This is a genomic window from Rhodococcus sp. IEGM 1351, assembly GCF_030056875.1.
GTDB lineage: Bacteria > Actinomycetota > Actinomycetes > Mycobacteriales > Mycobacteriaceae > Rhodococcus_F > Rhodococcus_F opacus.
The window spans coordinates 92140-106398 of the sequence record NZ_JASHKU010000004.1; the positions used below are offsets into that span (position 1 = coordinate 92140).

The 14259-nt window shown below is 68.9% G+C and carries 16 protein-coding genes; 6 read left to right on the forward strand and 10 right to left on the reverse strand.

Annotated elements, in window-relative coordinates; genetic code table 11:
- Genes QM806_RS08425 through QM806_RS08445 form a run of 5 tightly spaced genes read right to left on the reverse strand, consistent with a single transcriptional unit; the run spans position 1 to position 2494 of the window.
- On the reverse strand, positions 1 to 576 hold the full coding sequence (locus QM806_RS08425) for an Asp23/Gls24 family envelope stress response protein (RefSeq protein ID WP_133984946.1): 576 nt from the start codon (positions 574 to 576) through the stop codon (positions 1 to 3).
- Entirely contained in the window at positions 573 to 1553 is a 981-nt protein-coding gene (locus QM806_RS08430) for a DUF6286 domain-containing Asp23/Gls24 family envelope stress response protein (protein ID WP_169692694.1), read from the reverse strand. Before QM806_RS08430 ends, QM806_RS08425 begins: the two co-directional genes overlap by 4 nt.
- A complete protein-coding gene (locus QM806_RS08435) occupies positions 1546 to 1725 on the reverse strand; it encodes a hypothetical protein (protein ID WP_005252219.1) in 180 nt (59 codons plus the stop codon). The genes QM806_RS08430 and QM806_RS08435 overlap by 8 nt, the downstream gene beginning before the upstream one ends.
- Positions 1722 to 2036, reverse strand: a complete 315-nt coding sequence (locus QM806_RS08440; RefSeq protein ID WP_005252220.1) for an Asp23/Gls24 family envelope stress response protein — start codon at positions 2034 to 2036, stop codon at positions 1722 to 1724. The genes QM806_RS08435 and QM806_RS08440 overlap by 4 nt, the downstream gene beginning before the upstream one ends.
- Complete coding sequence (locus QM806_RS08445; protein ID WP_005252221.1) at positions 2033 to 2494, reverse strand: Asp23/Gls24 family envelope stress response protein; 462 nt, start codon at positions 2492 to 2494, stop codon at positions 2033 to 2035. Before QM806_RS08445 ends, QM806_RS08440 begins: the two co-directional genes overlap by 4 nt.
- Before the next feature lie 189 nt (positions 2495 to 2683).
- Between QM806_RS08445 and QM806_RS08450 the strand changes: the two genes are divergently transcribed.
- From QM806_RS08450 to QM806_RS08475, 6 genes are all read left to right on the forward strand, one after another.
- Positions 2684 to 3211: an Rv1363c family protein gene (locus QM806_RS08450; protein WP_005568317.1), complete on the forward strand. Its 528-nt coding sequence runs from the start codon at positions 2684 to 2686 to the stop codon at positions 3209 to 3211.
- Complete coding sequence (locus QM806_RS08455; RefSeq protein ID WP_169692695.1) at positions 3208 to 3711, forward strand: Rv1363c family protein; 504 nt, start codon at positions 3208 to 3210, stop codon at positions 3709 to 3711. Before QM806_RS08450 ends, QM806_RS08455 begins: the two co-directional genes overlap by 4 nt.
- A 23-nt stretch (positions 3712 to 3734) precedes the next feature.
- Positions 3735 to 4178, forward strand: a complete 444-nt coding sequence (locus QM806_RS08460; protein ID WP_283291034.1) for a hypothetical protein — start codon at positions 3735 to 3737, stop codon at positions 4176 to 4178.
- Between the two features lie 71 nt (positions 4179 to 4249).
- A complete protein-coding gene (locus QM806_RS08465; protein WP_005568314.1) occupies positions 4250 to 5425 on the forward strand; it encodes an acyl-CoA dehydrogenase family protein in 1176 nt (391 codons plus the stop codon).
- Between the two features lie 9 nt (positions 5426 to 5434).
- Positions 5435 to 6562 (forward strand): acyl-CoA dehydrogenase family protein, encoded by a 1128-nt coding sequence (locus QM806_RS08470; RefSeq protein ID WP_005568313.1) that lies wholly within the window; start codon positions 5435 to 5437, stop codon positions 6560 to 6562.
- 186 nt (positions 6563 to 6748) lie between these two features.
- Positions 6749 to 6952, forward strand: coding sequence for a hypothetical protein (locus tag QM806_RS08475; protein ID WP_005252231.1), 204 nt, complete (start codon positions 6749 to 6751; stop codon positions 6950 to 6952).
- A 7-nt stretch (positions 6953 to 6959) separates the two neighbouring features.
- Here the strand turns inward: QM806_RS08475 and QM806_RS08480 are convergent, their stop codons facing one another.
- The 5 genes from QM806_RS08480 to QM806_RS08500 are packed head-to-tail and all read right to left on the reverse strand — an operon-like array spanning position 6960 to position 14176.
- On the reverse strand, positions 6960 to 8120 hold the full coding sequence (locus QM806_RS08480) for a VWA domain-containing protein (protein ID WP_169692697.1): 1161 nt from the start codon (positions 8118 to 8120) through the stop codon (positions 6960 to 6962).
- A complete protein-coding gene (locus tag QM806_RS08485) occupies positions 8117 to 10285 on the reverse strand; it encodes a DUF5682 family protein (RefSeq protein ID WP_169692698.1) in 2169 nt (722 codons plus the stop codon). Before QM806_RS08485 ends, QM806_RS08480 begins: the two co-directional genes overlap by 4 nt.
- Positions 10282 to 11385, reverse strand: coding sequence for an ATP-binding protein (locus QM806_RS08490; RefSeq protein WP_005564872.1), 1104 nt, complete (start codon positions 11383 to 11385; stop codon positions 10282 to 10284). The genes QM806_RS08485 and QM806_RS08490 overlap by 4 nt, the downstream gene beginning before the upstream one ends.
- Positions 11382 to 12857, reverse strand: coding sequence for a DUF5691 domain-containing protein (locus QM806_RS08495; RefSeq protein ID WP_054245455.1), 1476 nt, complete (start codon positions 12855 to 12857; stop codon positions 11382 to 11384). The genes QM806_RS08490 and QM806_RS08495 overlap by 4 nt, the downstream gene beginning before the upstream one ends.
- Positions 12854 to 14176, reverse strand: a complete 1323-nt coding sequence (locus QM806_RS08500) for an SWIM zinc finger family protein (protein WP_065492003.1) — start codon at positions 14174 to 14176, stop codon at positions 12854 to 12856. Before QM806_RS08500 ends, QM806_RS08495 begins: the two co-directional genes overlap by 4 nt.
- Positions 14177 to 14259 lie beyond the last annotated feature (83 nt).

A 14259-nucleotide genomic window follows, 5' to 3' on the forward strand; every position in this document is an offset into this window, starting at 1 on the left:
TCAGCTTTCGACGTGCACCGGGTGGTCGGCGCGGTCGAGGTGGAGCAGGACCTGGGTGGCGACCTCTTCACCACCGAGGGTCGATGCGACCCACGACGCGACGTCCTCGGATTTGCGCGTGAAGTCGTAGATGTCGAGGGTGGGGTCGGCGGTCACGACGATCGACAGGGTGGGGAGGCCGCGTTCGATGACGGCGCGAGCGCGTGTCTGCCGGACTCCGGGATACTGGGAGAGTTCACTGGCGACCCCGTTGGCGAGGGAGCCGAGGTCGACAGTCACGTAGGTGCCCGATTCGCGATCAGGTACGGCGACGGGGGACGTGCGTCGGCGGGTGAGGTCCAGGGCGAGGAGCACGATCCCGAAGACCAGTCCCACGACGACCGTGGCGGCGAGCGCCCAGCCCCACCAGTCCTGGTCGGGGAGTGCGGTGACGCGCGCGCGGTCGTACCGCGACACCCATTCGCGGACGATCGGAACCTGGAGGTCCCAGGCCATGGCGTAGGCGCCGAACCCGAGAAGCGCGAGCCCGACGATCAGGACGATGAGCCGGTTGACGGCGGCGGTCCGATGTCTCACGGCTTCACCTGCACTCGGAGTTCGGGGGACGTGCCGAGCAGCGACAGCGTCGGTTCCACCGCCTCGCGGACGGAGATGGCCACGTCGCCGGCGGGTGTCGATTCGGTGCGCACCACGCGGACGGTGACGTGCTTGCGGTCGACCGTCGTGTGCGCCGACAGCACCCCGGGGACGGTCTTGGCGTGGCTACTGGAATTGCGAGCGAGGTCCGTGGGGCGCAGCCAGACGATCGGGGTGTCACCTACGGCGAGCGGCAGGTGGGTGCGCGGCCGCGGTTTGAGGGCCGCGACGATGAACACGACCCCCAGGACGATCGCGCCTGCCGCAGCGGGGACGATCCACTCGGACCAGTGCAGCCGGCCCAGCCATTGCACGGTGTTGCGGATCCAGGGCGCGTTGGCGAAGGTGCCGCGCATGATGAGCAGCTCACGCGCCGCAACGACCGCGAGACCGAGGGCCCCGACGGCGACGATGATTGCGGCGGGCACGGCGGCCGGAGTCGCACGCGGCGTGCGTGGCCGGATGGGTGCCACCGGGGCGGGCGGCACGGCCGGGTCGCCTTGTTCGGAGTAGCGGCTTTCGGTCGAACTGTCTTCGGGGGCTGCGGATTCCGTTCCGACGACCACGATGTTGAGTTCGATGACCGGCATGCCCGTCATCTGCTCGACCTGATGGTGTACCTGCGCGCGGAGCCGGCGGTTGACGAGGTCGAGGTGACACGGCCACTGCACCGCGATGTACAGGTTGATCGCGACGGCGCCCGCTCCCGTCGAGACGTCGGCTCGGGGCAGTTCCCGGCCCGTCAGGCGAGACAGCCCACCGGACTGCTTGACGACGCCGGGTACCTGGAGCGCCGCGGCGACGGCGATCTTCACGACGGCGCGCTCCTTGATGACCAGTTCGCCGCGCAGGGCGGTGTCGTCGAGCGCCGCGTCGTCGTGGGGACCGGCGGGGGGTGCGGTGAAGGGTTCAGCCACGGCCGCGGCTTCGGAGGATGGCGCCGAGATCGAGGTGGCCGTCGCGGTGCGCGCCGACGGCCATGCCCAGCGCGCCGAGGAGGACGGCGAAGACGAATCCGCTGAAACCACCGAGGATGCCGGCGATGGCGAGAAGTAACCCGACGATCAGGCCTGTGATTGTGCTGTTCATTGAGCTTGTCCTGTCTCTGTCAGGAGATCTTCGATGGTCACGTCGACGGGGACGTCCACCAGCGATTCCACTGCGGCCCGCACTCTTTCGGCGGTGTCGACGACGTTGGCGGGGTAGCGCGCCGCGAGGTGGACGGCACAGGACGTGGGGCCGACGGTCACCCCGGTCACCCGGCGTCCGGGCAGGTAGGTCGCGACTTCACCGAACGCGCCGCCGTGCATCGCTGCCACCCCGGGGGTTGCGAGGACGGCAGCGACGATGCGTTCGGAGATGTCCTCGGCGTGGGTGTCCGGTGGAAGTGGTCCGGTCACTGCACCCTCGGTTTGCCGTCGAGCTCGGACGCGGCCTCGGATTCGTCGAACAGCATGACGTCGAAGACGGTGATGTTCACTTCGGTCACTTCGAGCCCGGTCATGCGCTCGACGGCCGCGATGACGTTTCGCCGGATGCCGACCGCGAGTTCGTGCAGTGCGACGCCGTATTCCGCGACGATGCCGATGTCGATGGCGGCCTGCTTCTCGCCGACTTCGACGGCGACGCCCTGGGCGTGGTTGACGCGGGCGCCGGGGATCCGATCGCGGAGAGCGCCGACAGCGCGTGCGGTGCCGCCGCCGACGTCGTAGACGCCGTTGATCTCACGGGTGGCGATACCGGCGATCTTGGCAACCACTGCGTCCGCGATGATGGTCCGTCCCTCGGAACTGACGAGTTCCGGCGTCGCCCCGGCACCGAACTGCACGCGGCTGCGTGCGCCTGAATCGCTGGTCATCGTGGATCCCCTTCGAGTCGCCTGCCTTCTCCTCAACAGTAATGATCACCGACCGTACGCGGGGTCTCCCACGCGCCTTTGCACCCGCGGATCTGCCGACGAATGACACCGAAAAATATTTGATATGACCACCCGGTAGCATCTGACGTGATGCAGGTAACAGAGGCGGGGCACGACGAAAGGAACTCCATGGCGGAAGAGCCCACCGGTGAGGACGCCGCTCCCCAGGCCCGGACGCCGGCCGTCACCGCGAGTGTCGTGGTTCTGGCCGTCCTCACGCTCGCGTTCGTCGCGGTCAGCGGCTACTTCGGCTACACGCACCGGCAGGCGGAGCAGGAGGCGCAGCAGAGATCCGAGATCCTCGATGCAGCGCGCCAGGGCGTCGTCGATCTGACGACGATGGACTTCGAGCGGGCCGACGAGGACGTGCAGAAGGTGCTCGACGGCTCGGCCGGAGAATTCCGCGACGAATTCGAAGCCCGGTCCGCAGACCTGATCGCGGTCATGCAGGAGGCCAAGGTCAAGTCCCAGGGGGAGGTGCGCCAGGCTGCGATCGAGACGCAGAACGGCGACTCCGCGGACGTGCTCGTGGCGGTCGCGCAGAAGGTGTCCAACGCGGGCGGCGCTGCCGAGGAGCCACGCGGTCAGAGAATGCGCGTGACGATGCAACTCGAGGACGGCACATACAAGATCGTGAAGGCAGGGTTCGTGCAGTGAGTACCGACGCATCGCCGAAGTCGCGCAGACTCCTCCTGATCCTGGGCGCGCTCACCGCGGTCCCGGCCGTGCTGGCGGGGGTTCTGTACTTCACGCTCTACCGGCCCGACAAGCGTGTCGACGACACCGTCCGCGCCGCCGTCACCGACACCGCTTCGCAGGGCGCGATCGCCCTGCTGTCGTACGAGCCGGACACGGTGGAGAACGACGTCGGCGCCGCAAAGGAACGCCTGACGGGGGAGTTCCTCGACTACTACACCCAGTTCACGACGGACGTCGTCGTCCCGGCGGCCAAGGAGAGTCAGGTGGCCACCCGGGCGACGGTGGCCGCGTCCGGTCCGGTCGAGGTGGCGGCCGACACCGCGACCGTGCTGTTGTTCGTCAACCAGACCACCACCAGTGCGGCGAAACCGGAACCGGCGGTGACGGCGACGAGCATCAACGTCGAGCTGACCAAGTCCGGCGAGAACTGGCTGATTTCCGGCTTCGATCCGGTCTAGCCGCACGGGTAGCGTTGGCGCCCATGAGTACTCTTCGAGAGGTCGGCGACCGCGAGTCGTGGCGCTGCTGGCTGTGTGACGAACCGGTGGATCCCGACATGTCGGTCAACGATCCGCGCGGCCCCAGTATCGACAGCGTCGCCACCGCGAAGAAGGCCAAGGCGAAGGGCGGCGTCGAACGCCTCGCTCACCGTGCGTGCAACACCAAGAAGGGTGCCGTCAAACCGGTCGTGCCGTGGCCCGACCGGTTGTTCGTCGTCGATCCCGCTCCGATCATCGGTGTGGTCGAACAGCTCGGCCGCAAGGGTGGCCGGGTGGCGGTGGCGCGGTGCCCGGGCAAATCGGACGCCGAGGACGCGGCGGCGTGGTTGCTCGACAGGTTGTCCCGTCTCGCACCGGAACTGAACGTCGAGACGCAGATCGATGCCGCCGGTGGTGCGTACCTGATCGTCCTCCGCACCGCCTGACCTGTGAGCCGCACGAGGGAGTAACGTCGGGACCAGAACATGAATCCGACCTCGAGTGCGAAGGAATTCCGATGAATCTGGCCTTGACCGACGAGGAGCTGGCGTTCCGCGACGAGATGCGAACGTTCTTCACCACGCAGATTCCGGCGGAGATCCGCGAGCGGTATGCGCGTGGAGAAGAAGTGGGGAAGGAAGGGTTCATCGAGTCCCAGCGGATTCTGAACGCCAACGGTCTCGCGACGCCGCACTGGCCGGTCGAGTGGGGCGGCCGCGACTGGACGCCGGTGCAGAAGCACATCTGGCTCGACGAACTGCAGCTCGCGTCGGTGCCCGAGCCGCTCGCGTTCAACACCAGCATGGTCGGCCCGGTCATCGCGGCCTTCGGTTCGCAGGAGCAGAAGGAGAAGTTCCTTCCCCCGACCGCCAACCTCGACATCTGGTGGTGCCAGGGATTCTCCGAACCCGAGGCCGGCTCCGACCTCGCGTCGCTGAAGACCCGCGCCGTCCGCGACGGCGACGACTACGTGCTCAACGGCCAGAAGACGTGGACCACGCTGGCGCAGCACGCCGACTGGATCTTCGTCCTCGCTCGCACCAACCCGGACGCCCCCAAGAAGCAGGCCGGTATCTCGTTCATCCTCGTCGACATGAAGACGCCCGGCGTCACGGTGCGCCCGATCAAGCTGATCGACGGCGGCTACGAGGTCAACGAGATCTTCTTCGAGGACGTGCGCGTGCCTGCCGAGAACCTCGTGGGCGAGGAGAACCAGGGCTGGAGCTACGCCAAGTTCCTGCTCGGCAACGAGCGCACCGGTGTGACCCGGCTGGGATTCTCCAAAGTCCGTCTCGCGCAGGCGAAGGAACGCGCAGCCGAGATCTCGGTCGGCGAGGGGACGCTGCTCGACGATCCGCTGTTCGCCGCCCGGATCGCCGAGTTGGAGAACGAGATCATCGCGCTCGAACTCACCCAGCTGCGGGTGGTGGCCAGTTCGGCGGACGGCAAGCCGAACCCGGCGTCGTCGCTGCTGAAGCTGCGCGGGTCCGAACTGCAGCAGGCCACCCTCGAACTGCTCACCGACGTCGCGGGACCCGACTCCCTGCCCTTCGCCGCAGGTGACGGCATCTCCTCGCCGCTCTGGGCGCAGCGGACGACTCCGACGTATCTGAACTACCGCAAGGTTTCCATCTACAGCGGATCGAGCGAAGTGCAGCGCAGCATCATCGCCTCCTCGATCCTCGGATTGTGAGGGCGTGACATGGACTTCGAACTGACCGACGAACAGAAACTGCTGCGCGACACCACCCGTGAACTGCTGGGCCGCAGCTACGACGCGGAGAAGCGCAACGCCGTCACCGACACCGAGCAGGGGTGGAGCCCGCAGGTGTGGAAGCAACTCGCCGAGGTGGGACTGCTGGGCCTGAGCTTCGACGAGGAAGACGGCGGAATGGGCGCCGGACCGGTCGAGGTCGCATCGGTGATGACCGAGATCGGCCGCCGCCTCGCGCCCGAACCCGTCCTCGACGCGGTGCTCGTCCCCGGCGGCCTGATCGCCGCGGCAGGCAGCACGGAGCAGCGCCGCCGGATTCTGCCCGACGTGTCCGAGGGCAACCTCCTGCTGGCATTCGCGGATCGGGAACCGGGTGTGCGCTGGCCGTCGACCCAGGTGTCCACGACCGCGAAGAAGGACGGCGACGCGTGGACCCTCACCGGTACCAAGAACCCCGTTCCGCACGGCGGTAGCGCGAACACACTGGTCGTCACGGCGGCACTCCCGGACGGTGGGGTCGGACTGTTCCTCGTCGACGCCGGCGCCAGCGGCCTGACCCGCACCGCCTACGCGACCCACGACGGACTGCGGGCCGCGCAGGTGGAACTGTCGGACACCCCGGCGGAGCCCCTCGGTGAGGGCGGCGACGCGTCGTCGGCGATCGAGAGCGCGCAGATCCGGGCACAGGCGGCACTGGGCGCGGAGGCCGTCGGCGCGATGGAGGAGGCGCTGCGGCTGACCACCGAGTACCTGAAGACCCGCAAGCAGTTCGGTGTCCCGATCGCGAAGTTCCAGACGCTCACGCACCGTGCGGCCGACATGTACGTGCTGCTGGAACTGGCTCGCAGCATGAGTCTCTACGCGACGATGTCGCTGGCCGACGGAACCGTCGATCCGGTGGTCGCCTCGCGCGCCAAACTGCAGATCGGCCGCTCCGCCCGCACGATCGGGCAGGAAGCGATCCAGATGCACGGCGGCATCGGCATGACGGCCGAGTATCCGGTCGGACACTACGTGAGCCGGCTGACCGCCATCGAGCACACCCTCGGCGGGTCCGACGACCACCTGCGGGTGCTCGCGTCGGCGACCACCCAGGGGGCCATCAGCATCATCTAGCCGCCCCCGTGAGTACTTATTAACCGCCCGCGGTTAATAAGTACTCACGGGTCCAGGTCTCGGATTGGTATCGGAAAGAGCGTTTTCGACGTGTCGCACAGGGACCCCAGTGTGACGCGGCTAACGTTCTGCGCGCACACCAGAACTCACGGGGGATGTACGTAATCTCGGTGAAGGAGCATTGCCATGGGGTCCGGTCCAGTCAAAGCGATCATGTGGAGCCTGCTTTTCGTGGGACTCGTCGGTGCGGGAGTCGGGATCTCCGAACTGCACGTTCCCTGGACGGTCGCATCGCTGATCGTCGCCTCGGTCTCCGGACTGGTCCTGCTCAGGATCCGCGCCGACGCGCACCCCGAACTGCACAGCGACCGCCGGATGGCTGCCGGCTGACCCCCGGTCATTCCGTCCGGAGACTGTCGGCCCACCTGCCGATATCGCCGCGTTCCAGTGCGAGCGCCAGCAGTTCCGGGAACTTGTCCGGTGTGCAGGCGAACGCGGGAATGCCGAGCCGACCCAGGGCCGCCGCATTGTCGTGATCGAACGACGGGGCGCCGTCGTCGGACAGTGCCAGCAGAACAACCACCTGGACGCCTGCGTTCTTCATCGCCGCCATCCGCCGCAGCATCTCCGCGCGGATCCCGCCCTCGTACAGGTCCGAGATCAGCACGAACAGCGATTCCGTCGGCCTGTCGATCAGTGACTGGCTGTAGGCGATGGCCCGGTTGATGTCGGTGCCGCCGCCGAGTTGCGTGCCGAACAGCACGTCGACCGGATCGGACAGCTTGTCGGTGAGGTCGACGACCGCCGTGTCGAACACGACCAGCGACGTCTTCAGCGCCCGCATCGAGGCGAGCACCGCGCCGAACACGGACGCATACACGACGCTCGACGCCATCGACCCGGACTGGTCGATGGCGAGGACGACGTCGCGGTGCACGGCCTGCGATCGGCGGCCGTATCCGAGCAGTCGCTCCGGCACCACCGTCTTGTATTCGGGCAGGTAGTGCGCGAGGTTGGCGCGGATGGTGCGATTCCAGTCGATGTCGCGGTACTTGGGGTTGGTGATGCGGGCCGACCGGTTCAGGGCACCGGTGACGGCGGTCCTGGTCTTCTGCGCGATCCGTTCCTCCACCTCCCGGACCACTTTCTCGACGACCATCCGGGCGGTGGCCTTGCTGGTCTCGGGCATCACCCGGTTCAGGCTCAGTAGCGTGCCGACGAGGTGGACGTCCGGTTCGACGGCGTCGAGCAGCTCGGGTTCGAGGAGCAGCTGGGTGAGGCCGAGTCGGTCGATGGCGTCCTTCTGCATCACCTGCACGACGCTGCTCGGGAAGTAGGTGCGGATGTCGCCGAGCCAGCGGGCGACCTTCGGCGCCGATCCGCCGAGACCCGCGCCGCGACGGCGGCTCTTCGACCCTTCGCTGCTGGTGTCGTACAGGGCGGCCAGAGCGCCGTCCATCGCGGTGTCCGTCTTGGACGCGAGACCGCCGGTGGACTCCTCGGCGGCGTTGCCGAGCAGCAGCCGCCACCGTCGGAGCCGCTCCGCGTCTTCGGTCACGATGTCACCCCCAGAATGTCCGCGACGGTCCGGACCGCGATCGTGCCCCGACGAGCGTCGATCTCGGCGCGGGCATCTTCCGTGGACCCGCCCTCCACGGACTGCCCGATCGCCCGGCGTTCCCCGGTTTCGAAGCCGCCGAACGTGCGCCGCAGCAATGGCAGCACGTCGACGAAGTCCTGCTCGCGCAGTCCCGACACCCAGCCGTCGAGCAGTCGCAGCAGCTGCCGGTCGTGGACCAGCAGCAGACCTCCGCCGCCGAGGAAGCCGTCCACCCACCCCGCCTTGGCGGAGGGATCGGCGCCGACGGACAGCGCCCGCGACAGTCGGGTGGCGGACTCGGTTTCGCTGACGGTGCCTGCGTCGCGGAGCAATCGGACCATGCGTCCGATCACGAGGCCGTTCACGTCGCTGCGGTCGACGAGGCCGGCGAGCGTGCCGAGCCACCGCGCCGACGCACGATCGTCGTCGCGCAGCATCACCGCCGCATGGACGTCGTCGACGGCGCGGCGCAGGTCGAGTGCGCTGTCGTCGTCCAGACCCGACAGCGCCGAGGGCAGTCCCGCGCAGATGCGGACGAGCAGGCTGTCGGTGACGCGGGTGAGGGACGAGACGTCGGTGCCGCGGACGTCGCCGTATCGCAGCGTGCGGGTGAGCGCGGGCAGGGCATCCATCAGGTGCATCACGTCGTGGTCGAGCGTGGCCGCGGTCTCCAGCGCGCGCAGCAACTCGACCAGCGCATCTCCGAGATCCGACAGCAGGGCCTGCTCGAGCAGCCCGGTGAGCCGGGCGAGGGAGACGTCACCGGACGAGGCCTCCTCGCGCACCTTCGCTGTCGCCGCGGCCTCGACGGTGGTGCCCCACAGCGACGCCTCGATGATCGACACCGCCAGTTCGGGTTTCCAGGTGAGGGACCACGTCTCGCGGAACGTGCCGGTACCGCGGACGTCGCTGTCGGCCGGGGTGCCCCAGCCGACACCGAGGATCTGCAGGCGGTGCAGGAGCCGGGACCGCGCGACGTCGTTGTCTCGGCGCAGGTCGAGGTCGATGGTCTTCTCGGTGGCCTGCTGCTTGAGCCGCAGGGTCTTCGCCCGCGCCCGCAGGTCGGCGTCGAGGGGCACCGTCGGGGTGTCGTCCGGGACGGTGCCGAGAGCCTCGCCGACGACGAGTCGCCGCGTGATGAGGTCGAGCAGGACGTCGTCGCCGTCGCACATCACGGCGCGGGTGGCCTCGGTGACCTCGGAGAGACCGGCCAGCGGCCGCGCGCGCATCGCTGCCAACGTGTCTGCGAGACGGACGGATTCGATGACATGCGCACTCGATACCGGAAGGTCCTCGTCCCGCAGCACCCGCGCGACCTTGGTGAGCCATCGGGTGATCGTGCGGTCCGGTGCGGTGAACAGGTGGTGATACCAGCCGGGGGACGTGATCCCGGCGCCGTACCCCGACGCCGCGGACAGTCGTGAGTGCGTCCACGGCACCCACGTCAGCGAGGTCTTGATCTTGGGGATTCCCTTGAGGATTCGCGCGTCCGCGGTGGCCGGTCCGAGAGGTCCGGCGAGTGCCGGGGCGTGCCAGGCGCCGCACACCACCGCGATCCGCTGGGCGCCGCCCTTGATCACCTTCCGCAGCGTCTGGCGCATGTACGCCTCGCGCCTGCTGGTGGGTTCGTCGAGTTCGACGGTGTCCCGCAGCGCGGTCATGGCCTCGGTGATCGCGTCGAACGAGTCGGGGCCCGAACCTGATTCGATGACGGCGTCCCACCAGCGTTCGGTGTCGTCGTAGCCCGCCGCGGCGGCCAACTGGGTCAGCGGATCCTCGGAGCGGGGGTCGGAGTCGTCGGCGGCGAGGGTGTTGGCGGCCGGAAGGTCGCAGAAGCGGACGTCGACACCGCGCCCGGCCGCCCACGACAGCGCCTGCCACTCCGGGGAGAACACGGCGAACGGCCAGAACGCCGCCGTCCTGGGCTCCCCGGTGGCATACGCGAGCAGGGCCACCGGAGGTTCCATGGTGTCGGAGGCAGTCAACGCGACCAGCGGATCGGCGTCCGCGGGCCCTTCGATGAGGACGGCGTCGGGGACGAATTCGTCGAGCGCGCGACGCACCGATCGTGCCGAACCGGGCCCGTGGTGGCGGATGCCGAAGACACGGACGTCGGAGTTCACCCGGTGACCTCGCGGCACGCCCGGTAGAAGTCGGCCCAGTCCTCCCGTTCGCGGACCACGGCCTCGAGGTATTCGGTCCACACGACCTTGTCGGCCACCGGGTCCTTCAGCACCGACCCGAGGATGCCGGCGGCGACGTCGGACGGACGGAGCACCCCGTCGCCGAAGTGCGCCGCGAGGGCGAGTCCGTTGGTGACGACCGAGATCGCCTCCGCCGTCGACAGCGTTCCGGACGGCGACTTCAGTGTGGTGCGGCCGTCGCCGGTGACGCCCGACCGGAGTTCGCGGAACACGGTGACCACACGCCGGATCTCGTCGACGGTCGCCGGGATTTCCGGCAGTTCCAGCGAGGACCCGAGTTGCTCGACGCGCCGCGCGACGATGGCGACCTCGTCCTCCTCGTTGGCGGGCAGGGGCAGGACCACCGTGTTGAACCGCCTGCGCAACGCGGAGGACAGTTCGTTGACCCCGCGGTCGCGGTCGTTCGCGGTGGCGATCAGGTTGAAACCCTTGGCGGCCTGCACCTCGGTGCCCAGTTCGGGGATGGGCAGCGTCTTCTCCGACAGCACGGTGATGAGTGCATCCTGCACATCGGCGGGAATGCGGGTGAGCTCTTCGACCCGTGCGATCCGCCCGCCCTGCATGGCCGTCATGACGGGGGACGGAACGAGTGCGCCCTCTGTCGGGCCCTCGGCGAGAAGCCTCGCGTAGTTCCAGCCGTACCGGATGGCCTCCTCCGGTGTCCCCGACGTTCCCTGGACGAGCAGGGTCGACTCGCCGGAGACCGCCGCCGACAGGTGTTCGGACACCCACGTCTTGGCGGTTCCGGGGACACCGAGCAGGAGCAACGCGCGATCGGTCGCGAGCGTCGCGACGGCCACTTCGATGAGCCGGCGGGGACCGACGTACTTGGGGGTGATGACGGTGCCGTCGTCGAGTTCGCCGCCGAGCAGGTACGTCACGACCGCCCACGGAGACAATTTCCACGACGGTGGCCGGGGCCGGGTGTCGTGCGCGGCGAGGGCGGCGAGTTCGTCGGCGTAGGCCTGCTCGGCGTGGGGTCGTAGCAGGTCGGCCTGGGCGGCCGCGATCTCGGTCACTCGAGCTCCTTCAGGACTGTTCTGCGGTGGTCGATGTTGGTGGCGACAGTGGCGAATGCCTGGTGCCAGCCGGGATCGCGGGTGCGTTCGGCGGCTGCTCGGAGAATCGGCGCCGCAGCGAACGGGAAGTGCGTCTCGGCGCTGCGGAGGGTCGAGTAGTGGCTGTGCCGGGAGAACTGCCCGAGGTCCTTGCCGGTCTCGGCGTGCCGCCCGGCGACGTCCTCGAGGCGAGCGATCACCCGCTCGGCCAGGTCGAGCGGCCAGGGATGGGGCAGACCGTCGAACAGTGCGGCGCCGTCGACGCCCAGCAGGTAGGAGTCGGCGCGACCCGACAGGATGTATGCGAGGCGTTCGCGGGCGGGGACGATCGGTACGACGCGACGTTCGGTCTTCCGCCCTTCGCGGTGCAGCAGAGCCGACGCCCAGCGCGGATTGCGTTGCAGCACAGTGGCGGTGGTCCACGCCTCCATCATCACCTCCCGCCACTGGTCTTCGATCCGGATCTCCAACGCGGTGGAGGCGGAGCCGATCATGCCTTCCCACACCGACAAGGGGGCTGCGGTGACCACCATCCGCAACCACCAGCTGCGGATTCCCTTGTTCTTGAAGTGGACGTCCTCGATGCCGTCGCGACGGGCCGAATCGTCCAGGGAACCGGGCATGTTCACCACGAGACGGGTACGCAGCGGCTTCTTCTCCACCCGCACCCATGCCCGGGCGCGAGCGGCCATTCGCCCGGCGTATGCGGAGTTCGGCAGCTGCCGCAGCAACTGGACCGCCTGCTGGCGCACCTCTTTCCGCCGGTCGTCGAGTGCGTGCTCGAGCAAGGCGGAGTCGGCGTCACTCAGCCCCGTTCCCAGAACGGCGATGAACGCCGCCCGGTGCTCGCCCCGTTCGGAATCCCAGGTGCGGCTCAATTCGGCCATCGCGATCGCCGGGTTCACCGCCCGCATGGTCGTGAGCCATTGCAGTCGTTCCTGGTGTGCGCCGTGTGTCCACACGTCGGTGCGATCGGACCGGCGGACCAGCATCGACCAGTCCGGGTTCTGCGCGGCGAGCCACTGGCCGCGGGAACCCACCAGTCGGAGAATGCTCTCGCGGTGGGTGTCGTTGGTGCGGGCCGAGGTCATCAGGTCGGCGACGAGATGATCCGGCGCGCGGTAATCCCGCTCGGCCACGACCGCGAACCACTCGGTGAGCGTCCACGACTTGGCCGCGAGCAACTGCATGAGATGCGACGCGGACCCGGGTGGCAACTGCAGTCTCGGATCGTCCTCGGCGGGTGCGGGCAGCACGCGCGCGGAGGCGGCGACCCCGCCGTCGCGGTACGCGTTCTCGAGGGCGGCGGCGCCCAGCAGAGTCTCCGCCGGATCGCCGCTGACCGAGTGTGCCAGTTCACCGGTGGCCAGATCCTCGAACGACGGGACGGTCCGTGCCGTGCCGAGCAGGGCTGCGGACAGGAGTTCGCTCATCGCCTACTCCCCACGGCCGAGGGTGTACCGGCCCCGAGTGGGTACACGTCGCCGCGATCGAACACGGACACGGGAACCAGCGATTCGCTGTTCCACTCACCGAACACGGTGACGGGACGGCCGCCGGACATTCCGAGGAGCCGCCACAGGACCGGGTCTTCGCCGGACAGCGGCAACGCGCGCCCCTGCGCGTCGACGACGAACCAGTGTCCGTCGTCGAATGCCGGGGTGACGCCGGTGAGCAGAGCCGGCCACGAGCGGACCCACGGGTCGGCTCCGACCGCGGCGGCGAAGTGGTCGAGAGCGGTGTCGATGTCGCTCGGTGCGACGGTGGTGAACGGTTCGGGGGTCTCGTGGACGTCGCCGAACTGGGCGCGCAGCGGTGCGGCGCCGGGGTAGAAGTGCAGGGTGGCGTCGACGAGCGATCCGAGCGGCGGGACCACTGTGGAGAAGTTCGCGGAGCCGTGCGCGAAGTCCAGGAGGATCGCGCGGCGACCGTGGTCGCGGCCGATCAACCACACCTTGCGGGTGAAGAGGCGCTTCTCCTCGGTAGTCTGCATTCCCAGGACCATCCACCGGTCGCGGACTCCCGGCTCGCTGCGCACGCTGTCGGTGGCCACCGGGTATCCCACGTGCGCGCGCACCGACGCCTGCAGGGGTTCCGGTAGTTCGCTCAGGCGGCGATGGGCGACGACGAGAAGGTGCAGCCTGGCGTACTCGCGGAGCAACCGGTCCGGCCAGTCTGCTCGAGTGGCCACGACGATCGGCAGGCGACGCAGGGCGGACGCGACGCCGGGCGCCTGGGCGTCGACCATCCGGGCCGCGATGGCGTCGAACGCGGATGCCGAGATGTCGGCTGCGCCGAGCCCGCCGCGGATCTGGTCGGTGAGCCACAGGTCGAGTTCGTCGAGGCCCGCCGTCACCCGCTCGGCCCGGCGTTCGGTGGCCTTCACACCGGCCGTCTTGGTGGCCGGAGCCGCCGGAGCGGCTGCCCGCCCGGCCCTGCGGCTGAGCCATTCCGCCGCGAACGGGGGCGGTTCGGACTGCTCCGGGACCCGGCCCCGCGACCAGATCAGCAGCAGGCCGAGCGTGTGTTTGCAGGGAAATTTCCGGCTCGGGCACGAGCAGTTGTACGCCGGCCCGGACAGGTCGACGACCGATCGATAGGGGCTCTTGCCGCTGCCCTGGCACAGTCCCCAGAGCGCGCCGCCGTTGCTGCCCGTCTCCGACCACGCGGCCGACAGCTTTCCTGCGGCAGCGAGCGAGCCGGCATCGGGCGCGACCGATGCGACCTGTCCCTCCGACCAAGGCGACGTCACTCCGTCACCGTAGGGGAGTTGTCCGACAGGAAGGGAGGAGGGTGGCCGGAATTGTGGCCCAACTTCGGTGTGGACGTCGGTCT

Coding starts and splice junctions, on each gene's coding strand:
- QM806_RS08470 (WP_005568313.1), top strand. CDS start 5,435: ATGGACTTCGAACTGACCGACGAACAGAAACTGCTGCGCGACACCACC.
- QM806_RS08445 (WP_005252221.1), bottom strand. CDS start 2,494: ATGACCAGCGATTCAGGCGCACGCAGCCGCGTGCAGTTCGGTGCCGGG.
- QM806_RS08465 (WP_005568314.1), top strand. CDS start 4,250: ATGAATCTGGCCTTGACCGACGAGGAGCTGGCGTTCCGCGACGAGATG.
- QM806_RS08495 (WP_054245455.1), bottom strand. CDS start 12,857: ATGAGCGAACTCCTGTCCGCAGCCCTGCTCGGCACGGCACGGACCGTC.
- QM806_RS08435 (WP_005252219.1), bottom strand. CDS start 1,725: ATGAACAGCACAATCACAGGCCTGATCGTCGGGTTACTTCTCGCCATC.
- QM806_RS08450 (WP_005568317.1), top strand. CDS start 2,684: ATGGCGGAAGAGCCCACCGGTGAGGACGCCGCTCCCCAGGCCCGGACG.
- QM806_RS08475 (WP_005252231.1), top strand. CDS start 6,749: ATGGGGTCCGGTCCAGTCAAAGCGATCATGTGGAGCCTGCTTTTCGTG.
- QM806_RS08460 (WP_283291034.1), top strand. CDS start 3,735: ATGAGTACTCTTCGAGAGGTCGGCGACCGCGAGTCGTGGCGCTGCTGG.